Source organism: Henriciella mobilis (assembly GCF_003576315.1).
In the GTDB taxonomy this organism is placed as follows: domain Bacteria; phylum Pseudomonadota; class Alphaproteobacteria; order Caulobacterales; family Hyphomonadaceae; genus Henriciella; species Henriciella mobilis.
The window spans coordinates 290,934-312,573 of the sequence record NZ_QWFZ01000033.1; the positions used below are offsets into that span (position 1 = coordinate 290,934).

Here is a 21,640-nt window from a genome sequence, read left to right on the forward strand (position 1 = left end):
GACGCAGATTCAAACGATCCCGGACAATCCGGTCAAATGCTTGCACCCGCGTTAATGAAGCCGAGTCGGTTGTTAATCCAAAGCCCGGGACACAATATCCATGGCGTTCTTGGACAGGCCGGCCTCCTGGAGGCGCTCGAGCACGGTCTTGGCACTGGCGCGGGCTTTCGGTTCAAGCTTTTTCCATTGCTCGAAACTGGTCAGCAGGCGCGCAGCCAGGGCGGGATTGAGCTTGTCGGCGCGCTGGATGATGTCCGCAATGACCTCATGGCCCTTGCCGTCAGGTGCGTGAAACGCGGCGAGGTTGGTCATCGAGAAGGCTGCCGCCACGGAGCGTACGCGGTTCGGGTTCGACATGTCGAAATCGGGATGTTCAGACAGGCGCCTGGCATCCTCGGCTGTGCCCTGACCCGCCTGCACGGCGAACCATTTGTCGATGACAAGCGGATTGTCCTTCCAGCGCGCGTAGAAGGTTTCGATTGCTTCGTCCCGCGCCTTGCCGGGCAGGGGAATGAGAGAGCGCAGGCAGGCAAGACTTTCGGTCATGTTGCTCGCCGAGTCGAAATGGCTTTTCAGCTGGCTCGCGGCCTCCGGCGTGCCAAGGGCGCCCGTCAGGCCGATCATGGCGCCGCGAAGCGCCCTGGTGCCGGCTTGCTCTGCACTGGGCTTGAATGGGGTGGGCGACGGTTGCTCGAGGATCCGGGTGATGTCGCCTGCGAGCGCTTCGGCGAATGCCTTGCGCAGGCGTTTGCGGGCAGAATCCAGCCCCGCCGGGTCGGCAGGCTCCCTGTCCTGGAACAGTTCGCCGACGTCTGGAAGCACGGTCAGAAGAGCCGCAAAGGCCGGATCGCTCTCATTCAGCCGAACCGCATCGGCCATCGCGGACACGAGGGCGTCGTCCGGCGGCGACTGGGGTTCGTCGAGCAGGCGGAAGATCTCGGTCTTGGCGAGGGACTGGAAACAGTCCCAGATGTTGAACGGATCGGTTTCGGCAGCGGCCAGTTTGAGCAAGCCTGCCTTGTCGAGATCGCGGCGGACGCGCACAGGCGCGCTGAATTCGCGGTTGATGGACAGGAGCGGCCGGGCGCTGCCTTTGGCGAGGTTTACCTTCACGGTCTTCTCGGCTTCATCGAGGACGATCACGGTCTCACCATCTTGCCAGCCCCCAGCCTCGACATGGCCGCCCTTGCCATCAAGCAAGGACGCACGCAGTGGAATCGGGACCGGCTTCTTCGTGTCCTGTTTCGGCGTAGGCGGCGTTTTCTGGCTGAGCGTCAGCGTCAGCTCGCTTTTGGCCTCGTCCCATTCCTCCACGACTGTCACTTCGGGCGTACCGGCTTGCGCATACCAGAGGCGGAACTGGCTGAGATCCTGGCCGGAGGCTTTTTCGAAACAGGAATAGAAGTCCTCGATGGTCGAGGCTGTGCCGTCATACTCATCGAAATAGATCTGCATACCCTTGTTGAAGGCATCATCGCCGATCAGCACCGTAAGTGCCCGGATCAGTTCGGCGCCTTTTTCATAGACGGTCGCGGTGTAGAGGTTATCGATCGAGCCGTAGGCCTGCGGGCGAACCGGGTGCGCGAGCGGGCCTCCGTCTTCGGCGAACTGGCGCGCGCGAAGCCGCATGACGTCCTTGATCCGCTGGACCGGCCGGGAGCGCAGGTCGGACGAAAATTCCTGGTCGCGGAAGACGGTCAGGCCTTCCTTCAGGCAGAGCTGGAACCAGTCGCGGCAGGTGATGCGGTTGCCCGTCCAGTTGTGAAAGTACTCGTGACCGACAATGCTTTCGATGGCCTCGAAATCCGCATCGGTCGCGCTGTCCGGGCTTGCAAGCACATAGGCCGAGTTGAAGATGTTGAGACCCTTGTTCTCCATGGCGCCGAAATTGAAGTCGCGGACGGCCACGATGTTGAACACGCCAAGGTCATAGGCGCGCCCGAAGCGTTCCTCGTCCCACTTCATGGACGCCTTCAGACTCTCCATCGCCCATTCGGCGCGGTCTGCCTGACCCTTGTCGACATAGACACCGAGGTCGACATGGTCGCCATTCATCGTGGTGAAGCTGTCTCTCCAGACGTCATAATCGCCAGCACAGAGGGCAAAGAGATAGGACGGCTTGGGATGTGGATCGTCCCATTCTGCGAAATGACGTCCGCCCGGCAGGTCGCCCGCCTTGCCGGGGGTGCCGTTCGACAAAAGGATCGGATAGGTGGCCTTGTCGGCGTCGATACGGACATGGAACCGGCTCATCACGTCCGGACGGTCGGGCCAGTAGGTGATCCGGCGAAATCCTGTGGCCTCGCACTGGCTGCAAAAACGTCCGGCGGAAACATAGAGACCTGACAGTGCGGTATTTGCCTTGGGATTGATCGTCACATCCGTTTCGAGCGTGAATGTGTCGGGGACGTCCGCGATGGTCAGCTTGCTGTCGGCGATCTTGTAGTCCGAGACCTGCAACGGGGTTCCGTCGATGGAGATATCATTCAGGGTCAGCCCCTCGCCATCGAGAACGAACTCACCAGGACGCACGCGCCGTACCGACATCTTCGTGCGCACGCGCGTCGCTTCCAGCTCGAGCGAGAAGTCGAGCGAAACCGAGTCAATTTCGAACGGGTAGGGTGTGTAGTCTTCGAGCTTGACCGAAACCGGCGTTTCCGTGCGCATGGCGTATCCTGTCCTGTCTCTTGGCAAATGTCGTTGCGCTAGAGATAGGACGGTGCGCCGCCAGCCACAATCGCGGCCAGCCTCTGAATGCAGTTATTCAGCCGCGATTTTGGGGGAGTCGCCGACCTCATACACGTGCCGCAGGATGCCCTGGCAATTGCGCACGGCTTTCTGCAGCTCTTCGGGAAGCTCGCCGGAATGGCGCGAGGCGTATTCCGACAGCTGTCGGCAGACCTTCAGCATGCGCGGCGCATTCATGATCAGGCGGGCCTGATACTCGATTTTCGACGGGTCGCGGTCGTATTCCGATCCGGGGACGCGCCATCCGCCCCAATCATTCTCATCGGTCATCACGACCGGAAAGGTGCCGGGATAAGGGTGCGATGCAACTTCATCGCCGTCCTGCCAGCGGTTCTTGGCGCGGTAAATCCGCCAGTTCTCGAGCTCGACAGCATCGTCGGCGGAATTACCGCCCTCTCGCCGGCGCATCACTTCTTCGGATACGAGTTCGCCGGCGGTGAATTCGCGGCCAAGGCCGACATCATAGGTCACCCGCAGCGGTTCTTCGACGTCCTTCACCCAGTGCGGCAGGACTTTCTCTACCAGAGCCCATGTGCCGACAGGCTTCACATAGACGCGTTGCGATTTGTGAAAGAGCGCTTTCGCCATGACCAATCTCCGAAGTTGGTGTCTTTTGGCACGTCTCGTTTGAGAGCCAGTGAAGCCGGTCTGCAAAATTTGATACTTCTCGCATGAAATTGCCGGGGCGACGCTAGGTCCTTCCCCTGCGAGACGGCTTTTAGTCGACACCGGGCGCGCTATTGTCTGGTCAGAACAACCGATAAACCAGGGAGACGAAGTCGTATGAATTTCGACTTTTCCGAGGACCAGAAATTTCTTGCGGGCGAAGCACGCAAATTTCTCAGCGCCCAATGTACGACGGCCCATGTGAGGGAAGTACTGAACGACAAGGCGAAATCCCATCATGAAGGCGTCTGGAAGCAGGTCGTCGAGATGGGCTGGCTCGGCACGGCGATTCCGGAAGAATATGGCGGGCTTGGGCTCGGTATGCTGGAAATGTGTGTCATTGCCGAAGAGATGGGCCGGGCGCTTGCGCCGGTGCCGTTCGCATCCACTGCCTACTTCTTTGCGGAAGCCCTGAAGATCGCCGGATCGGAAGCGCAGAAAAGCGACATCCTGCCCAAGGTCGTCTCCGGCGAAGTCGTCGGCTGCTATGCGTCCAGCGAAGGTCCGGGCAATCCCGACCCGGCCAAACTGTCCACCAGCTTCGACGGTTCGAAGGTTTCGGGCACGAAAATCCCGGTGACGGATGGCGACATTGCCACGCATGCCATTGTGCTTGCCAAGGAAGGTGCTGGTGCCAGTCTCGTCCTGGTGGACCTGAACGGTCCCGGCGTCACCCGCACTCCGGTCGAAACGCTTGAGCCCACACGCAGCCATGCGGAGATCAAGTTCGACGGCGCTCCCGGTCAGAGGATCGGTGAAGCAGGTGCCGGCGGCGATCTGCACGACGCGCTGCTGAACCGCGCGGCTGTCCTTCTTGCTTTCGAACAGCTGGGCGGCGCAGACCGCTGCCTCGAAATGGCGACCGATTTCGCTAAGGAGCGTTATGCCTTTGGCCGTCCGATTGGTGGCAACCAGGCGATCAAGCACAAACTCGCCGAGATGTATGTGAAGAACCAGGTTGCCCGGTCCAACTGCTATTACGGCGCCTGGGCCCTTTCCACCGATGCGGCTGAATTGCCGGAAGCCGCAGCTGCCTCACGCCTCGCCGCGAGCGAGGCCTACTGGTTCGCTTCGAAAGAGAATATCCAGACACATGGGGGCATGGGATTCACCTGGGAGGTGGACTGCCATCTTTTCTACCGCCGCGCCAAGCTGCTTGCCGTGCAGGCCGGCTCACCTAAAGTCTGGAAAGAGAAACTTGTCAGCGCTCTTGAGCGCAAGAACGCCGCTTAAGGAGGAAAAGTCATGGACTTTAACGATACCCCTGAAGAAGCAGAATTCCGCAAGGAAGCCCGCGCTTTCCTTGAAAAACACCTGAAGCTCAAGGACGGGGCTGGTGGCCGTCACCGTTCCTCCGATGACTTCCTGAAACGCGCCAAGGCGTGGCAGAAGACGAAAGCCGAAGGTGGCTTTGCCCAGATCACCTGGCCCAAGGAATGGGGCGGGCGTGGCGGCACGGCCATGCAGCAGGTCATCTGGAACCAGGAAGAAGCCAAGTTTGATGCGCCGGTTGGTCCGTTCGCCATCGGTCTCGGCATGTGTGTGCCGACCGTGATCGCCTTCGGCTCGGATGAGCACAAGAAGCGCTACGTTGAAAAGGCGCTGCGCGGCGAGGAAATCTGGTGCCAGCTCTTCTCCGAGCCAGCCGCCGGTTCTGACGTTGCGGGTGTTAAGACTCGCGCCATCAAGGACGGCGATGAATGGGTGATCAATGGCCAGAAGGTCTGGACCACCGGTGCCCACTTCTCCGATTACGGGATCCTGCTGACCCGCACGGACCCGAAAGCGCCCAAGCACAAGGGCCTGACCATGTTCATCGTGGACATGCATCAGAAAGGTGTCGAGGCAAAGCCGATCCACCAGGCATCCGGCGGCAGGGAATTCAACGAGGTGTACTTCACCGATGTACGCATTCCCGACTCCGATCGCCTTGGTGAAGTCGGTGCCGGCTGGAAGGTCGCGCTCGTCACGCTGATGAATGAACGCTTGGCCGTCGGCGGTTCGCCCGGCCCGGACTGGAAGGAAATCATGGACTACGCCCGTGGGACGGGCTCGCTCACGGACCAGGCCTTCCGCGAGAAACTCGCCGACTGGTACGTTGCTGCACAGGGTTACAACCTGACGAAGTTCCGGACCCAGACAGCACTTTCGCGCGGCGAGACGCCCGGCCCGGAGAACTCCATCGGCAAGATCATCACAGCGAACCAGTTGCAGGATATCTGTAACTCGGCGATCGAGATGCAGGACCATTTCGGGATCATGACCGACTCGGAAACCATGCCGTCCAATGCCCTGTTCCAGCAGAGCTTCATGTGGGCGCCGGGCCTTCGCATTGCCGGCGGTACCGATGAGATTCTTAAGAATATCATCGCCGAACGTGTGCTTGGCCTGCCGCAGGATGTGCGCGTCGACAAGGACGTGCCGTTCGAGTCCCTGAAGCAAGGTTAACAGGCGTTTTCTTGTGCCGCCCGGCCGGGATCCCTAGACTCGGCCGGGAGCAATCCACAAGGAGACTGCCTTTGTTTAAATCAATCATGACCTGCGCCGGCCTGGCCGCTTTCGGCGCAATGGGCCTTGCTGCGACGGCGCAGCAGGCCCCTCAGGCCGAGCCAGCCCAGCAGCAGCAGCAGATTCCGCCAGCCATCGTCGGTGCGCTTGGAGGCTTGCACGTTGCTGTCCTTCAGGACGCGGAAGGCGGCGTCGTCACGGTGCAGAACCCGCAGGGCGAGAATGCTGTTGTGCTGTTCCTTGAACCGGGAGCAGCGGAAGAGGCAATGCAGAACCCCGCGATTGCCGATATGTCCGTTGCGACCATTCCGCTGTTGCAGATGATGGGGAGCTGGCAAGGTCCCGTCGTGTTCGAGGCAAGCAGCGAAGAAATCAGTTACGCGAACGGCCTGAATGCCGATGATGCGGATTACGGCGCACCTGTCTTCTTTGTCCTGATCGACGGGAAGGAAGCCCAGATCGAGGCTGGTGCCGGGCCGATCACGCCCATTCTTCTCAGCTCCGGTGACGCTGCCGACATGGCGGCGCAGGTCTCTGCACAGGGCGTTGAGGCCAGCAATGTAGAAGTCATGCCGATCGAATTCGGGGCCGTGATCAGCCAACTCGCATCCATGCAGCAGGATCAGGGCTACCGCGTGTTTACCCATCCCGATACGGCTGCGCTCATCCAGTCCGCCCAGTCCGGCACAGAAGGAAACAGTCAGCAATGAATCCGGAATTCCGTGACGTGGAGACGAATGGCGTCAAGCTAAGGGTCGCCATCGCTGGCCAGGGGCCACTTGTTCTCTTCGTCCACGGATTTCCGGAAAGCTGGTACTCCTGGCGCCATCAGCTGGAAGCGGTCTCGGCGGCGGGCTTCACCGCAGCGGCCATTGATGTACGTGGCTATGGCGGGTCGGACAAGCCGCATCCCGTCGAAGCCTATTCGATGGAAAACCTGACGGCCGACATTGCAGGCGTTGCAAAGGCTTTGCAGCCGGAAGCGCCGGCAATTGTCGTTGGACATGACTGGGGCGCTCCGCTCGCCTGGAACTCGGCCTTGCTGTTCCCGGACCAGTTTCGCGCCGTTGCCGGGCTGTCGGTTCCCTACATTCCGCCTGGCGACAAACCGGCGATTCAGGTCTTCCGTGAGTTCTTTACTGCGCGCGGGATGTTCTTCTACCAGGTCTATTTCCAGGATGAGGGCCCGCCGGAGGCCGAGCTCGAAGCCGATCCGGCAGCGACGATCCGCCGGTTCTACTACGCGATCAGCGGCGATGCGCCCGACGGGACCTGGCCCATCGACAAAAAGCATGGCGACACGTTGCTTCATCGCCTGCCCGAGCCGGACATGCCGTTGCCATGGCTCAGCAAGGAAGACGTTGATTATTACGCCTCGCAATTTGCCCAGTCCGGCTTTCGCGGCCCGCTCAACCGCTACCGCAATCATGAGCGCGACCATGCTTTTCTGACGGCGCTGGACGATCACAAGATCTATCAGCCTAGCCTTTTTATCGGCGGTACCCGGGATCTCGTGCTGAAGATGTTTCCCGGCGATCCAGTCGAGATGATGAAGCCGAACCTTCCGGGCCTGCGAGGCGCACGTCTCCTCGAAGGGTGTGGTCACTGGACACAGCAGGAACGCCCGAATGAAGTGAACAGGCTCCTCGTCGACTGGCTCGCGACGCTTTAGCGGTTGGCATCACCCATCATTGAACAGCGCCATCGCAGCCGCTGTCATGGATTTCACGCCCGTCTCGATAGTCGGGGCAGCGTCAGGCGCGAAGAAGGGAGAGTGCAGCGAGGGAAGGCTGGTCTCGCCATTCCGGGCCTGTTCATAGGTCTCGGGCGATATGGCGCCGAGCCAGAAGATCAGGCCCGGCACGTCTTCCTGCGTACGGCCGAACTGGGAAAAGTCCTCGCCGCCCATAACGGGTGTGACCTCAGTCACGTTGTCCTCGCCGATCGCGCCGCTAATCGCGGCCATGGCGGTACTGGTGAGTGCGGGATCATTGTAGGTCGACGGCGTGTAGTCGGAATCGATTGAAATTTCCGGTTCTGGGGCGCCGAACGCTTCGGCTTCAGCCTTCGCAATACGCTTGATACCATCGAGCAGAAGCTGGCGTGTGGCATCATCATAGGAGCGAACGGTCAGCAGCAATTCGGCCGAGTCCGAGATGATGTTGTGCTTGGCGCCGGCGGTGAACGCGCCGACTGTCACCACAGCCGGCTTCTGGGGGTCGACATTGCGCGAGACCAGCGTCTGGAGCGCCATCACGATGGCCGAGCCGACCACGATAGGGTCCTTGGTGGTGTGAGGGTAGGCCCCATGACCGCCGACCCCCTTCACGTGGATATCGACGCTGTCGACATTGGCCAGTGCATAGCCGGATGAGTAGGCTACTGTGCCGGCGGGCGCAGAGGCCGACACGTGAAGAGCAAGATTATAGTCCGGCAGCGGGAAATCATCATACAGCCCGTCCTCGATCATCGCCTTGGCGCCCAGGCCGAGTTCCTCTGCCGGCTGGGCGATCATCACCAGCGTGCCTGACCAGTCATCCTTGTTCTCGATCAGCTTGCGGGCTGTGCCGATCCAGCTGGTCATGTGGATATCATGGCCGCAGGCATGCATCACCGGGCTTTCAACGCCCGTCCAGGTCACGCTGGTCACCTTGGAAGCGTATTCGAGCCCGGTCTGCTCGGGCACCGGCAGGGCATCCATGTCAGCGCGGATCAGGACGGTCGGGCCGTCGCCATTCTCATAGACGCCAACGACGCCGTAACCGCCGACGTCGTCTCGCACAGTGCCTTCGTCGCGCATCGATTTCTGGCGAACCCAGTCCTCGCCGATCCGGGTCGAGACGCTGAAACCGAGCGCTTCAAGCTCGGCAGCCATGATCGAGGCTGATGTTGATTCCTTGAAGGAAAGCTCCGGATTGCTGTGTAGCCAGGTGTAGACGTCGATCAGCTCGGTGTCCGGGGTTGGTTTCGATTGCTGGGCTGAAACGGGCAGCGCGGTTGCGATTGCAAGTGCGGAGAGCGAAATGGCGAGACGGCTGAACTTCATCCTGGCATCCTTCCATACGGGTTGGCTTGCGCCACCCTAACAGATGCGGGGCATACGGCCAGCGGTGCTTTGGGCGCGCCGCAGGAAATCTCGAAAAGCTTTTGCGCCATGCGGCCCCTCGGCTACACTGTCCACCAGACGCCACAGTGAGGGGACGCCATGAGCGACACAACACCGCCGTCACCGCCGCCGCCAGACAAGCCGCCGGAGCAGCCATCAGCCGCGGTCAGCCACTCGGCTGCAAAGACGCCCCAGCCGAGCAAGGGTGAGCTTCTGGACCGGAACCTCCTGCAGCCGATGAAGGTCTATACGCACTCGCCCATCCTTTACTGGTGGCCGATCTGGCTGCTTGGCTTTGTCTTCTATTTCCTTCAGGCGACGGGAATCGTGGGGGAGCTGACCAATCAGAAAGTGCTTGGCCTGATTTTCGTTTTCACGCTGGCCTTCGTCATCTTCTCGACAACGGTCAGGCTGCGCGGGGCCAATTCCGTCATATTCGGCCTGATCCTGGTGATTGGGTTTATCCTGCTGACCTTCGCCAACCTCTCTGGCCCGATCGCGGATTTCCTCGCCCAGCTTGATATCCGGATGAGCAACATGTTCTACCTGGTGACGGCCGTGCTGATCTTCGTACAGTGGGCGCTAATGATCTTCGGCTTCGACAAGGTCCGCTACTGGGAGATCGTGCCCGGACAGCTGCATGAGCGCGTCTTCTGGGGCAGCGGGGACAGGGCCGAAAGCGGCGCAAATGCCCGGTGCCGCTACCGTTCGGACGATTTCCTGCGTCACCGTATTCTCGGTCTTGTCGTGACAGGTGATATTGAAGTCACGCTCGGTGATGGCGAGGTCTGGCACATGCACAACGTTCTCTTCGCCAAACAGCGCACGCGCCGCATGAATGAGCTGATCGTCACGCGGCCAGTTGATTGAAGCTCGGGTGAAGTTTCGGCAAGTAACCACCTCTTAGCGCTTCAAGCGATGCCGATGGTGTCAGGCATCCAACGTGATCGGAAGGCAGGTCGGATACGGCCTGGTATCCGCCAAATGACCATAAAAGCGCTCTGTCCTGCCATTTCAGCCAGGCGCGAGCGTCATGTTCGAACATCGCGCCGTCCGGCAGCCAATTTGCCGTGCAGCGAAGAAGTGGTAATTTTTCCTGGCGGCGCGCCTGGACCTCGCCGGCGATCAGCGCATCAAGTTCACTCGCTGAAGGTGTCTCATCGAAAACTTTTCGAGAAATCAGTGCAGCGCGGAAGGCGAGGGCATCGCCGCGCCGGCATTCGAAGCATGGCCTGTGACCGGCCGCGAGCGCCGTCACCTCATCCAAAAAGAACAATTCGGTGTACTGGCCCGGCTGCATGAGTTTGCGGCGCCGCCCCTTGAACGCCAGCAAGCAGGTTATCCAGTGCCGGCTTGCCCAGTGTGTGGGTTTCAGCGTCTGGTCATCTCGGTGGAAACATCCACCGCGATTGCCCATGAACATGCCTCTTTCCGGCGCAGCGTGCACTTCACCAAACGGATCAACGCGGTTCTGAAGGACCATGGCTGAAGCCTTAAGGTCGCCAATAACCCTGATCCGATACCGCTGTTCGGTGTCGAGATTACGACAGCTGACAATCCAGACTCAGCTCTCCCCGCCGAACTGCTCGGTCCAGGCGGTCACCTGATCGTCTTCGATCTTGCGGAAGAGAACGTCTGGCGGGGTGATAGCGAGGCCGTGCGGCAGCGCATCGAGCAGGCCGCCATATCCATCCCGCCCGATCCGGTCGGCGCGCAGGGTCCGGTTGTCCTCAGGGATGCCGAGAGCATCGAGGATCATCCTGGCGGCTTTCGGAATGATCGGCTGGGCGATGATGCCGAACAAGGCAGCGAGGTTCAGGCCAGTCCGGACACCGACTGCGGCTGCGTCGACGTCGCTCTTGTACTTTACCCAGGGCTCGGCCTTGGTGAGGTATTCATTGCCCGCCGCCCAGATCGCCCGCGTCTCGGCGGCAGCCTTCCGGAAGTCCATGTTCTCGTAATGCTCGAAGAGCTGCGGCAGCCGCGTTTCCAGTTCCGAGACCATCCAGGCTTCCGCCTCGCCAGTCTCGCCCGCCGACGGCACCTGTCCGTCGAATTTCGAGGCGCAGTACTTCGTGATCCGGTTGACGAAATTGCCGAGCACATTGGCAAGATCGGAATTGATCGAGGCCTGGAAGCCCTCCCAGGTAAAGGCCGCGTCGGAGCCTTCGGGCGCATTTGCCGTCAGGTACCAACGCCAGTAGTCGGCCGGAAGCAGGTCCAGCGCCTGGTCCATGAAGACGCCGCGCTTGTTCGAGGTCGAGAACTTGCCGCCATACCAGGTGACCCAGTTGAAGGCCTTGAGCTGGTCGACCAGCTTCCAGGGTTCTTTCGACCCGATAATGGTTACCGGGAAGGAGACCGTGTGGAACGCGACATTGTCCTTGCCCATGAACTGGATGTATTCGACATTGTCGGCCCCTTCATCCGTCCGCCACCAGTTGCGCCAGGCGTCGGGTTGGCCGGTGGCTTTGGACCATTCTTCGGTTGCGCCAATATATTCAACCGGAGCATCAAACCAGACATAGAAGACCTTTTTTTCAAAGCCTTCCCGGATCGATCCGTCCGGGTTTGTGACGGGCACGCCCCATGACAGGTCGCGCGTGATGGCGCGGTCGCGCAGGCCTTCATCCAGCCATTTCAGGGCGATCGAGCGGGCAAGCTGCGGCCAGTCCTTTGACTGCTCGACCCATTGCCGGATCGTGTCCTGCATCTTTGACTGCAAGAGGAAGAGGTGGCGCGTCTCGCGGACCTCGACATTCTTCGATCCGGAGACCGCAGAATAGGGATCAATCAGGTCGACCGGGTCGAGCAGGCGCCCGCAATTGTCGCACTGGTCGCCGCGGGCCTTCTCGAAGTCGCAATGCGGGCAGGTGCCTTCGACATAGCGGTCCGGCAGGAAACGCCCGTCATCGATGGAGTAGACCTGTTCCATCACCCGCTCTTCGATCAGGCCTTCGGCCTCGAGCACATGTGCGAAATGCTGGGTGAGGCGGGCATTCTCCTCGCCCGAGGACCGGCCGAAATAATCGTAGGAGAGCTCAAAGCCTTCACCAGCCTTCTTCTGGATCTCGTGTTGCTCGTCGCAATAGGCGCGAACCGACATGCCGGCCGCCTGTGCGGCGAGTTCGGCAGGCGTGCCGTGTTCGTCCGTCGCGCAGATATACAGGACATCGTGTCCGCGAAGGCGCTGGAAGCGCGCATAGACATCAGCCGGCAGCATCGATCCTGCGAGATTGCCGAGATGCTTGACCCCATTGATGTAGGGCAGGGCGGACGTAACGAGAATGCGGCGTTGGCCTGGTGTCGTCATGGTGTCTTCCGTCGATCAGCGATTGAGGGCAAGCTGCATGCCCCGCGCGGGTGGGCGACACTCATAGCGCGGTGAATACAAAATGAAACGGGGCAAGGGAGGATCATGCACATGCCACGTCTGGCGAATGTAAACCTGTTGGGCGTCCTGCTCGCGGCAATCGCAATCTATTTTGTCGGCTTCCTATGGTACGGACTATTGTTTTCCGAAGCCTACATGAACGGCATCGGCGTTTTTTTCAATGAGGCCGGAGACACGGTCCGCTGGCTTGAGGCGGACGGGATCAGCACGCGCACCGGCATGGGCGAGGAGGGGGCCTGGATGGCCGCCGGCTTCCTGATTCCGCTCGTGCTTTCCTTCGGACTGGGCTATTTTCTGAAGACACAGGCTATTTCTTCGATCGGGGGCGCTGCGGGCTTTGGCCTTGTTCTGTCACTTCTGATTGGAGTGCCGCTGATGGCCTACGGGCTGGTCTATTCACCCTGGCATTCCTGGCCGGCGTTCCTGGTCGATGCGTCTCACACAGTCGTAAGCTTCGTTGCAGGCTGTATCGTGCTGTCATTCTTCGACTGATGCGAAAGGCCCGCCGCTGCTCAGGCAGGGCGGGCCTTGTCCGGACTATCCTTGTTGGGCGGGTCTAGCCGACCTGGGCGGGTGTTGCCTGCAGGGTCAGCTTGACGTTCCGTGCCATGACGGCGTCCTGCGGGGCCGCAGAGACGTCCATTTTGAGATTGGCGTTAACGGCGCGAATGCCGTGGGAATCGAGCGCCTCGACAATGGCGGCGCGGCGGGCCGCGGCGAGCGTCAGCTTGTCAGCTTCCGCTTCGGCATCGTTGGCGCTGGCAAGGCCGGTGATCGACGTCACGGCGCAACCGCTCAGCTGATCATGGGTCTCGCGGATGACACCGCGGGCAAAGGGTGTGAGCTCGGCCTGGCCGGGTTCGAAATAGATCGTCAGGTCTATGTCGTCGCAGGCCTGTGCGGCTGGCGCGAAGTACGGGTCGGAGGGAGGTGTGCGCGCATCGTCGGCCAGGGCCGGCATCGTGAAGACAGAAATCGCAGCGCAGGCAGTGATGATCGACTTGCTCATTTTATTGCTCCTTCTTGCGATACTGAAGGAACAACGCAGCGGCGGCGAAAAAGTGCCGCAAACCGGGTCAAATGTGGCAATGCGGTGATCTTACAAAGGAATCTTGCCCTCCAGCGCCGCGCGCCTTAAACGGACTGCGTCGCCGGTATAGCTCAGCTGGTAGAGCACCTGATTTGTAATCAGGGGGTCGGGGGTTCAAGTCCCTCTGCCGGCACCACTGTCACCATTGCAGTTTCAGCGATTTGTGAGCGGTTTCATTCCGACTCTCATTCCGACTCGCATTCCGACTCCTGTTCTAGTTAGGTGCTCAGAAGAGAGCGGATGGGGAAAGGCGGGATGGTCGAATCTGAGCAAAAAGAGGGAAACAGACCGCAGTTTAAGGCGTGGAGGCAATATGCTGGTCTGACGCAAGGGCAAGTTGCGGAAAAAATCAATTTTACAAGGAGCTACGTTGCCAAACTCGAAGGAGGCGACCGAAATGTGTCGCTTGGCTATCTCGTGGCCTTTGCTCAAGCTGTCTGTGCACCCTCGGTGCACGCGCTTTTTTTGCTACCGCATAATGTGACTGGCGAGGCAGGACGTCTGACCGAGTGCTATCTTGGTTTGCCTCAACACAAACAATTGTTACTCGTCGGCTTGGCTGAGGCTCTGTCGGACAACGGCTCTGACTAGCTGTCGCAATCAAGCACGCCTTCTTCCATGACAAACCAGCACAGTTCACGACCGTTGCTCACTTCAGAGTATTCCTGAGGTTTGAAGTCGACCAGGTCTGCCTCGATAACGCTGCGAACAGCCGCTGCTGTCTCGGCCTTAGTACGTGGGCGCGTTCCTGCTTCAGTCTCGACGTGTATAAGAACAAGCGCGCGCTGCTTTCGGTCTGCTTTGGCGTCGTCTGCCTTTTTCTCATTAAAACCCAGACCGATTCCAGCGAGCAACGGAGCGTCATCCAGCTTTTTCATTTGTGCGGCGACTTCTGCACAAAGAATCCGAGCTCGCTTATCAGACATCATTCTCAGTTTCTCATCTCTATCGGGATCGAGTCGCAGACTCGGCTGCATCCGGCTCGAGACCAGACCAACACATACAATTGCGTCAGCCTCCGAGAGTGCGCGTTGATAGTCAGAACTTTCAAAGAACTCCCGGAGCCGAGTTTCGTTAAATTTGTAATCGCCGCTGTGCCACGACGGTTCTTTCCATATCGTCCAGACTTTCGCGCGGCCACCTAATGGAGAGGCGTCGTCTACAATCTGGCGGCTGCTTTTCATTTCAGTGGTATCCGAGGTCACTACGTAAATTTGCTCGGCATTGAAGTTGTGTGTGACGTTGTCCCGCCCGGCTACGTTGGTTTCGCCTAGAACTTCTGTTTCCATCTGCTGAAAATTCACGGCGCTCGATTGCGAGTCTTTCTCCTGAGAAACAGTAGGATTGTTTTCGATTGTTCTTGCGTTGCCAGCAGAAGCCGGGCCGTCTTTTCCGAGCCGATTCAGCGCGACACCGAGCGATGCCCAAAACACGATGCCGGACACAACAACAGTTGCTATCAGAGGCGCGCCGACTTTTCCTGCCATCTCCCCAAGGTCTCCCACCCAGTTCACCCAGTCGCTCATCTAGGTTCTCTCCGCACTCAGTTTGAACGAGTCTACTCTGAGTTGGCTATCCTTAACAAACGCGCGCCGGGGCGCCGCTGGCTTTCGCGTTCAGAAAGTATATGAGAGTAGGTCTGCCGAAACTAAGGTTTCCATTCCGACTCGAAAAAAATCCTAAGTGTTTTCAATGGAGAACAAAGAAGCAATTGTCGGAATAGGCCTACAGTTTTCGCCCTTTTAAGCACGCTTTGTAATCAGGGGGTCGGGGGTTCAAGTCCCTCTGCCGGCACCACCCAGACCTTGAAGAATGGACCCTGCTTGTCCCAGGAAAGGCTATCCTGGCAATCGCGCGCCAAGGCGGGCAGGCTGGTTCAGTGCGAACGGGCGATGCTCGAATCGACAGGCCGGCAGTCATTTGCGTGACGCAGGCGGCTGGCCCCCTCAACAGCGCTCGTCCGGCTGCGCCCGGCAAGGCCAGGCATGCGGGCGGGCCTTGGCTCGACCCATCGTTGCGCCGACTGCTTGCCGGCCAGTTTCGCAAGCGCTTGCCAGTCTAGAACCTTGAACCGGTCCGGTTTGGGCAGGTCAATCACGCCGAGGTCTTTCATACGATGCAACATCCGGCTGACGGTTTCGAAGGTCAGCCCGAGATAGTCTGCAATGTCGCTGCGGCTCATGCGGATCACGATGTAGGCGCCAGGCGCGCGAGCGGGTGATTTCTCGTACAGAAAGCAGAGGAAGGACGCCGTGCGTTCGAGCGCGGATTTGCAGCCGAGCAGGGCGGCCTGTTCCTGCGCCGCAAGGAGGCTTTCGGTGAGATAGCTGAAAATCGCGCGACGGAAGTCGGCGTCGCGCTGAAGGGCCTGTTCGAAGGAGGTGCGTTCATAGACCTCGACCGATACCTCGGTAATGGCCTCAGCGTAATGGCGATATGTATGGCCAAGGTCGAGGGCGAGAAAGTCGCCCTGAGTCGCAAAGGAATAAATCTGGCGGCGACCATCGGGGAGCAGGCGGTAGACGATGACAACGCCTGACGTGACACGAAAAACCGAGTGGGCCGGGTCGCCGTCGAGATAGAGTGACTGATGGGGTCTGTATCGGACCTCGTGCTCGCTTTTAATGTCGCTGGCAAGTCTGCGGGACGTAAGCTCCATCATATGCACGTCTTTCTCTCCGAACGAAGTCGTTCCTCCCACCTCGCGAGAAATGTGCGCACTTGCGGCCAATTGGTTAATTCGGAAAACTACCTAACCGTTTCTTGCGGTCTCCGGCCGGCCGCACCGTGACCCGAACACAGGCCCGAATCCGGCACATCCTGGATTCCTGTGGTGGACCCGGCGGTGTTTGCGAACAGAAATATTCGTTTCAGGTCGCGAACATGCTTTGATCGGCGTCAACTCTGGCACGATGTGGGTTCGATACAAAAGAGCCTGGACCCGTGATGCCGATCAGGAAGAGGACACCGCATGAAACTGCCCAACAAGACAATCGTTGCGCTCGCCGACGGCGGCCGGCAATTGCTTCTCGTCAATCAGGGCGACGAGCAGATCATTGACTTGCGCCATGTCGATCATGACGAGCTGGATAATCCGCCGGCGCGGGAGCAGGGACGTTCGAAGCCGGGTCAGTTTCAGGCAAGCGGCCATGCTGGCGGCGGGCCCGAGGGGCCTGACAAGCATGAACGTGCAGAACGCCGTTTTGCCGAAAGGATGGTCGAAAAGCTGTCGAGCCTTGCGGCCAGCGGGACGTTGAAAAACCTCGTCATTGCGGCGGATCCAAAGACGCTCGGCGAGTTGAGGAGCTGTTATACAGATCCGGTAAGAGCGGCTCTCAAACATGAGATTCCAAAGGATCTGACAAAATTGCCCATAAAGGATATCGAGCAGGCCATAACAGCCTGGACCGCCGACTAAGACGGGGCGCGCCCGTTTATTCTCCGCCCACGCAGGATGCGAGATAATCCAGGGTCTCCTGCGTCCGGAAAACCTGCGCATCATCCGCCCCCGCTGGCGCGGGACCCAGCTTGATGTCGATATATGCCTCGAAACGCGTCGCGGGCGATGGGTCGTCAACAACCGCTTCCGCGTCGGGGTAGAAGACAAACTGGGAGAAATCTGCCGGAGAATAATGACAGACGGTGGTTTCCAGACGGCTTTCGATGAACGTCGACGGCTCGGTGTTGCGGAGCACGGTGAATGTATCGGCCTGATGCTCATGGGCCACTTCGGCTGCCCTGTAGAGGAGATAGTCCTCAACGGTCTTGTAGGACGTTACCGCATTGCCTTCGAAGCTTATCCGGTAAATGCCTTCCCCTAGGCTTGTTTCGCTATACCCGGCGCCGGACTCTCTGGCTTGATAGGGGGTTGGCTCTATTGTCTGACATGCTGCGACCGCAAGCGAAGCTGCCAGTGCAAGACTTTTGGGCAGATGTACGAGATTGGTCCGACGCATTGACACTTTTCCTGCTCTCTTTGGAATACACATAGGCGGCCCCACCCGGCCTGCGGAACGCATTCGAATGTGCCTGATTGCCATCATGCGGCTTTGATCTTGATCAAGGCGCGGTGACCGGCTCGCCGTAACCTTCAGCCATCAGAAGTCTTCTCCGAAAGGATGACCGCCATGAGTGAGGCTCTTCCCGTTTTCGCGCAAACGCAGACTGAGACGTATGAGTTCATCGACCGTGTGGCCGAGGAACTTCAGCTGAATGACCGTCATCATGGCTACGCGGCACTGCGGGCGGTCCTGCATGCGCTTCGCGATCGTTTGCCGCCGGCTGCGGCTGTGCATCTGAGCGCGCAGATGCCGATGCTGCTTCGGGGTATATTCTTCGAAAGCTGGAAATTTTCGGAGTCGCCGACAAAGGAACGAAGCGCCGACGATTTCGTGGGCCGTGTGGATGACCGGTTGCCACCTGGCTATCCCCTTGATTCCTGGCCAACCACGCGGGGCGTCTTCGCCGTGTTGTGGGAGCGAATGGATCCAGGCGAAATCGATAATGTCATCGCGACCTTGCCCGAGGCGATCAAGCGCCTCTGGCCGCAGAAGTACGTGGCCGGCCTTTGAGAGGATTGGGAAAGCAGACGCAATGACACAGAGATCTTTCGACCTGACAATCGATCCGGCCGTGGCTTACCGGATCGCGGAACTCGCACGTGAGTTTACGGCCGAGGATTACGGCCCGCAGCCTGATGATGATGAGCGCGAAAGTGATCCGGTCCAGTACGACGAGGCGGAGCTCGACGAGGATGTGAATGCAGGGCCAGTCGACCCGGTTCATGCCGAGCTAACAGGCGTGATCGAAGCGCTTGATATTGACGAGTTGCGTGACCTGCTCGCACTGATCTGGCTCGGCCGGGGCGATTTCGATGGCCGTTGGGACGCCGCCCGGCGACAGGCGCGCGAAACCGAAAGCCTCCACCTCATTTCCTATCTCGAACAGACCCCGCTGGCGGACGAGTATCTAAGCCAGGCGCTCGACCAGTTGGGCTATCCAGCCGAGGAATACGGCCAGCAATAGCGGCGGAGTGGCGAACGCCGTCCGGATCACCGCGGGCCGGATGGCGGACGGGTCCTTGGTTCAGGGGCATATTCGACGCTCTGGCCCATCCGCGTCGGCTGGGGATACATCGTCATCAGATCGAGAACCGATGAGGGCATATCCAGGGAGATGTTGAGACCGAGGGCGGAGGCTTCCTCAGCTGAAATCGGATAGTCATGCGTCCAGTGCCCGCTGCTGAGCGCGTCAACCAGGGCGGATCGCTTGCCCGGATCGACATCGGGAGACAGAAGCGCTTCTACCGTTTTGCGCAGCTGATCGAGTGCCTTGCGGGCGACATCGGCCTGGATCAGCGTTTCATCGTCGATTTCGGCAACCGGCTTTCGGGCAACCACGTCGAGGATGGACACGGCCGGGTACTGGTTGATCTGCGGATCGACGGGCCCGAGCACCGAATGCGGTGACATGACGATCTCGTCCGCCGCCAGGGCGATCAGCGTTCCACCGGACATGGCCATATGGGGAATGTAGACGGTGACCTTGGCGGGATGTGCGCGGATAGCCCTTGCAATCTGGGTCGAAGCGAGGACCAGCCCGCCCGGTGTATGGAGGATCAGGTCGATCGGGACATTGTTCCCCGTCATCTGGATGGCCCGAAGGACGGCTTCGGAATCCTGCATGTCGATGTAGCGCATGACCGGAAATCCCAGCAGCCGCATGGTTTCCTGCCGGTGGATGAGCGCGATTGCCCGGGAACCATTGGCCCGTTCGATCTGCGATAACTTCCCGCGCCGGGACCATTCCATGACGCGAGTGCTTATGATCGGCTGGAGCGCGAAGACGAGAAATAGGATCCATATCAGGTCAGTCATGTCGTTGCGTTTTCTCTCCGGTTTAGCCCATCGCCGTCACTGTATTCAGTTGTCGCCCGGAAGCCATGCCTTCAATAGCGCAGCAAAGCGCCGAAATTTCGGTTCAGGTCACCTCGCTTATGGTCATTGCGGCGCAGGCCGGATTTGACATTGCGCAAGGCGCCCGCTTCGCAGCTGCGCCAATGTCCAGCGGCAATCAGGCCGAGGAGGACCAGTTTCATGCGTATTGCACTTCTGACCGCACTTGTTTCCGCTACGCTGCTTGCCGCCTGCCAGACGGCAACACCCTACGGGCCAATGGACGGACAGTATGGCTACAGCGACCAGCAGATCGAGAGCGATCGCTATCAGGTCGCGTTCCGGGGCAACAGCGCCACGCCGAGGGAAACCGTAGAGGCTTTCCTGCTTTATCGGGCCGCTGAGCTCACCGTGGCGAATGGTGCCGACTATTTCATGGTCGTCGAGCGCGCGACCGATACGAGCTCAACCTGGCGCGCCGCCGGCCATACACCCGCAGTATACGGATATTATCCCTATGCGCGCCACCGCTTCCCATACTATTCCTATGGCTATCCTTGGGCATACGATGCCACCTACCGTGAAAGCCGCCGCTACGAGGCACATGCCTATATAAAGCTATTTAGCGGCGATAAGCCGGAAGATGGCGCAAACGTTTATGATGCGCGTGAAGTGTTGGCTAATCTCGAGCCGATGATCCTGAGTTCGCAGGCCAGTAGCGGCTAGAAAACCGGCCCGCGTGTTGGCGTCGTTGGCCTCGGTCTGCTAAGTCTGCCGGCAGGGGACAACATGTATCTGATTGCGCAGGTCATACATTTCGTGATCCAGCCCTGGCACCTTTGCCTTGGTCTGGTCGGGCTCGGGCTCGCCATGCTGGCCCTCGATTACCGCCGGCTGGCCAAATACAGCTTCTGGGCGTCCGGGGGGCTTGTGGCCCTGATCTCCCTCACCCCTTTTGCAGACTGGCTAGCCTGGTCGCTCGAGGACCGCATAGAGCCGGCCGCATATGACATCGATGAGATCCAAGGCGCCATCGTCCTCGGTGGTTCGACCGGCTCGGGAGAACTGACGGATCTGCGCGGCGTCTACCTTCTCACCGGCTCGGGTGAGCGGCTGGCGGCCATTCCTTCCCTGCGTCGCCATCGCCCGGACCTGCCAATCATCGTCACGGGCAATCCCGATGAGGCGAGGATTACACGCGCTTTCCTCGCCGATGTCGGCGTCGATCCGGAGACGATTATCTTTGAGGACGAGTCGCGAAACACGCATGAAAATGCGATGTTTTCAGCCGACATGCTGCCGGATCCGGCCGGCCAGTATCTTCTCATTACCTCGGCGCGTCACATGCCTCGTTCGGTCGGAACGTTCCGGCAGGCCGGCGTGGACGTTATTCCGTACCCGGTCGATTACAGGGCATTGCCACCATCCTGGGCGGTGAGCCGCATGAATCCGACCACACGGTTCGAACTGCTGGATGACGTCGTCGATGAGTGGGTCGGCCTCGTTTCCTACCGACTGCTCGGGCGGACGGACGCGCTCTATCCCGACGATTGACACCGTCCCTGCATCACCTGAGGTCCTGCGTTCCGGAGGTGCCGGCGCGGTCGGGGGGTGGGGCGTCAGAAATGGCTTCATAGACCGGGTCGAACCAGCCGATCCTGTCAATCCGCCGGCCGAAGAATCGGGCCCCCACGAGGGTATGATGGCCATAATCGTAGAAGAACTTGTTCAGCTTCTCATCCATCGAGTAGCAGGTCGCCCGTTCGAGGGCGCACGCATAGCCCATCCTGTCGAGCTGGATCAGCCGTGGGAACTGCACCGACAGATCGTCCAGCAGGCGGACTGAGGGTTTGGAGCGCCGCTCGCGGCTGAGCGCATCAAGGTCTTCATAATATCGCTCGTCGGCCTCGTCACGGATGGTGTCGCCATCCTCGATACCAGCGCGCGTCTGTTCGATGACAGCGATATCCGCAAGGGTGAGCGTGCCGCCAAGGTGCTCATCGAAAGAAACGATATTGCGCAGTATGGCGACGATCTTCCCGTCTGCCTCGAAGCGCTCAAGGACTGTCTCGAGATGTTTCAGGTCCTGCCAGTTGTTCTTCGATGCCAGGATGATGACGTCGGCATTTACATAATTAGGTGACCCGAAGAAGGTCTCGTCGATATGGCCGGTCTGAACGCCATATCGGGCCAGTTGGAACACCTTGCTGACCTCGCTGAACGACAGGACATTG

24 protein-coding genes and 1 tRNA gene are annotated in these 21,640 nt (G+C 59.7%); 13 read left to right on the plus strand and 12 right to left on the minus strand.

Going from position 1 to position 21,640, the window contains the following annotated elements; translation table 11 throughout:
• Positions 1-72: 72 nt before the first annotated feature.
• Both pepN and D1227_RS16115 read right to left on the minus strand, forming a co-directional pair.
• Positions 73-2,667: an aminopeptidase N gene (gene pepN / locus D1227_RS16110; RefSeq protein ID WP_119405373.1), complete on the minus strand. Its 2,595-nt coding sequence runs from the start codon at positions 2,665-2,667 to the stop codon at positions 73-75.
• Positions 2,668-2,760: 93 nt separating this feature from the next.
• Positions 2,761-3,336: a hypothetical protein gene (locus tag D1227_RS16115; RefSeq protein WP_119405374.1), complete on the minus strand. Its 576-nt coding sequence runs from the start codon at positions 3,334-3,336 to the stop codon at positions 2,761-2,763.
• 195 nt (positions 3,337-3,531) lie between these two features.
• On the opposite strand from D1227_RS16115, the gene D1227_RS16120 reads away from it, so the two are divergent.
• From D1227_RS16120 to D1227_RS16135, 4 genes are all read left to right on the plus strand, one after another.
• The gene (locus tag D1227_RS16120; RefSeq protein ID WP_119376851.1) at positions 3,532-4,647 is read left to right on the plus strand and encodes an acyl-CoA dehydrogenase family protein; all 1,116 of its coding nucleotides are present in this window, start codon (positions 3,532-3,534) and stop codon (positions 4,645-4,647) included.
• A gap of 12 nt (positions 4,648-4,659) precedes the next feature.
• Positions 4,660-5,862 (plus strand): acyl-CoA dehydrogenase family protein, encoded by a 1,203-nt coding sequence (locus tag D1227_RS16125; protein WP_119405375.1) that lies wholly within the window; start codon positions 4,660-4,662, stop codon positions 5,860-5,862.
• Positions 5,863-5,933: 71 nt separating this feature from the next.
• Entirely contained in the window at positions 5,934-6,632 is a 699-nt protein-coding gene (locus tag D1227_RS16130) for a hypothetical protein (protein WP_147372812.1), read from the plus strand.
• Positions 6,629-7,594 (plus strand): alpha/beta fold hydrolase, encoded by a 966-nt coding sequence (locus D1227_RS16135; protein ID WP_119405376.1) that lies wholly within the window; start codon positions 6,629-6,631, stop codon positions 7,592-7,594. Before D1227_RS16130 ends, D1227_RS16135 begins: the two co-directional genes overlap by 4 nt.
• A gap of 9 nt (positions 7,595-7,603) precedes the next feature.
• Here the strand turns inward: D1227_RS16135 and D1227_RS16140 are convergent, their stop codons facing one another.
• Complete coding sequence (locus D1227_RS16140) at positions 7,604-8,968, minus strand: amidohydrolase (protein ID WP_119405377.1); 1,365 nt, start codon at positions 8,966-8,968, stop codon at positions 7,604-7,606.
• A gap of 159 nt (positions 8,969-9,127) precedes the next feature.
• Between D1227_RS16140 and D1227_RS16145 the strand changes: the two genes are divergently transcribed.
• On the plus strand, positions 9,128-9,898 hold the full coding sequence (locus tag D1227_RS16145) for a hypothetical protein (RefSeq protein WP_119405378.1): 771 nt from the start codon (positions 9,128-9,130) through the stop codon (positions 9,896-9,898).
• Here the strand turns inward: D1227_RS16145 and D1227_RS16150 are convergent.
• Positions 9,879-10,511, minus strand: a complete 633-nt coding sequence (locus D1227_RS16150; protein WP_119405379.1) for a hypothetical protein — start codon at positions 10,509-10,511, stop codon at positions 9,879-9,881. The genes D1227_RS16145 and D1227_RS16150 overlap by 20 nt on opposite strands.
• An 81-nt stretch (positions 10,512-10,592) precedes the next feature.
• Positions 10,593-12,341: a methionine--tRNA ligase gene (metG, locus tag D1227_RS16155; RefSeq protein WP_119405380.1), complete on the minus strand. Its 1,749-nt coding sequence runs from the start codon at positions 12,339-12,341 to the stop codon at positions 10,593-10,595.
• A 111-nt stretch (positions 12,342-12,452) separates the two neighbouring features.
• Between metG and D1227_RS16160 the strand changes: the two genes are divergently transcribed.
• The gene (locus D1227_RS16160; protein ID WP_158586686.1) at positions 12,453-12,914 is read left to right on the plus strand and encodes a DUF1761 domain-containing protein; all 462 of its coding nucleotides are present in this window, start codon (positions 12,453-12,455) and stop codon (positions 12,912-12,914) included.
• Positions 12,915-12,978: 64 nt separating this feature from the next.
• Here D1227_RS16160 and D1227_RS16165 read toward each other — a convergent pair whose 3' ends face one another.
• Positions 12,979-13,431, minus strand: coding sequence for an OmpA family protein (locus tag D1227_RS16165; RefSeq protein WP_119405382.1), 453 nt, complete (start codon positions 13,429-13,431; stop codon positions 12,979-12,981).
• A 141-nt stretch (positions 13,432-13,572) separates the two neighbouring features.
• Between D1227_RS16165 and D1227_RS16170 the strand changes: the two genes are divergently transcribed.
• Positions 13,573-13,648: transfer RNA gene (locus tag D1227_RS16170), tRNA-Thr, on the plus strand.
• 119 nt (positions 13,649-13,767) lie between these two features.
• Positions 13,768-14,103, plus strand: a complete 336-nt coding sequence (locus tag D1227_RS16175) for a helix-turn-helix domain-containing protein (protein WP_158586687.1) — start codon at positions 13,768-13,770, stop codon at positions 14,101-14,103.
• Here the strand turns inward: D1227_RS16175 and D1227_RS16180 are convergent.
• Both D1227_RS16180 and D1227_RS16185 read right to left on the minus strand, forming a co-directional pair.
• Positions 14,100-15,038, minus strand: a complete 939-nt coding sequence (locus tag D1227_RS16180) for a hypothetical protein (RefSeq protein WP_119405384.1) — start codon at positions 15,036-15,038, stop codon at positions 14,100-14,102. The two genes, D1227_RS16175 and D1227_RS16180, sit on opposite strands and share 4 nt — an antisense overlap.
• A 350-nt stretch (positions 15,039-15,388) precedes the next feature.
• Entirely contained in the window at positions 15,389-16,174 is a 786-nt protein-coding gene (locus tag D1227_RS16185; RefSeq protein ID WP_119405385.1) for a helix-turn-helix domain-containing protein, read from the minus strand.
• A 309-nt stretch (positions 16,175-16,483) separates the two neighbouring features.
• Between D1227_RS16185 and D1227_RS16190 the strand changes: the two genes are divergently transcribed.
• Complete coding sequence (locus D1227_RS16190) at positions 16,484-16,930, plus strand: baeRF12 domain-containing protein (RefSeq protein ID WP_119405386.1); 447 nt, start codon at positions 16,484-16,486, stop codon at positions 16,928-16,930.
• 16 nt (positions 16,931-16,946) lie between these two features.
• Here D1227_RS16190 and D1227_RS16195 read toward each other — a convergent pair whose 3' ends face one another.
• Positions 16,947-17,468 (minus strand): CC0125/CC1285 family lipoprotein, encoded by a 522-nt coding sequence (locus D1227_RS16195; RefSeq protein WP_119405387.1) that lies wholly within the window; start codon positions 17,466-17,468, stop codon positions 16,947-16,949.
• A gap of 171 nt (positions 17,469-17,639) precedes the next feature.
• On the opposite strand from D1227_RS16195, the gene D1227_RS16200 reads away from it, so the two are divergent.
• The gene (locus D1227_RS16200; RefSeq protein ID WP_158586688.1) at positions 17,640-18,083 is read left to right on the plus strand and encodes a DUF2267 domain-containing protein; all 444 of its coding nucleotides are present in this window, start codon (positions 17,640-17,642) and stop codon (positions 18,081-18,083) included.
• 22 nt (positions 18,084-18,105) lie between these two features.
• Positions 18,106-18,537: a DUF3775 domain-containing protein gene (locus D1227_RS16205; protein WP_158586689.1), complete on the plus strand. Its 432-nt coding sequence runs from the start codon at positions 18,106-18,108 to the stop codon at positions 18,535-18,537.
• A gap of 26 nt (positions 18,538-18,563) precedes the next feature.
• Here D1227_RS16205 and D1227_RS16210 read toward each other — a convergent pair whose 3' ends face one another.
• The gene (locus D1227_RS16210; protein WP_119405390.1) at positions 18,564-19,388 is read right to left on the minus strand and encodes an SDH family Clp fold serine proteinase; all 825 of its coding nucleotides are present in this window, start codon (positions 19,386-19,388) and stop codon (positions 18,564-18,566) included.
• A 71-nt stretch (positions 19,389-19,459) separates the two neighbouring features.
• Complete coding sequence (locus D1227_RS19985) at positions 19,460-19,609, minus strand: hypothetical protein (protein WP_158586690.1); 150 nt, start codon at positions 19,607-19,609, stop codon at positions 19,460-19,462.
• On the opposite strand from D1227_RS19985, the gene D1227_RS16215 reads away from it, so the two are divergent.
• Both D1227_RS16215 and D1227_RS16220 read left to right on the plus strand, forming a co-directional pair.
• On the plus strand, positions 19,608-20,132 hold the full coding sequence (locus D1227_RS16215; RefSeq protein WP_119405391.1) for a CC0125/CC1285 family lipoprotein: 525 nt from the start codon (positions 19,608-19,610) through the stop codon (positions 20,130-20,132). The two genes, D1227_RS19985 and D1227_RS16215, sit on opposite strands and share 2 nt — an antisense overlap.
• Positions 20,133-20,195: 63 nt before the next feature.
• Complete coding sequence (locus tag D1227_RS16220; RefSeq protein ID WP_119376835.1) at positions 20,196-20,960, plus strand: YdcF family protein; 765 nt, start codon at positions 20,196-20,198, stop codon at positions 20,958-20,960.
• 13 nt (positions 20,961-20,973) lie between these two features.
• Here the strand turns inward: D1227_RS16220 and D1227_RS16225 are convergent, their stop codons facing one another.
• Positions 20,974-21,609: a hypothetical protein gene (locus D1227_RS16225; protein ID WP_119405392.1), complete on the minus strand. Its 636-nt coding sequence runs from the start codon at positions 21,607-21,609 to the stop codon at positions 20,974-20,976.
• Positions 21,610-21,640: the final 31 nt, after the last annotated feature.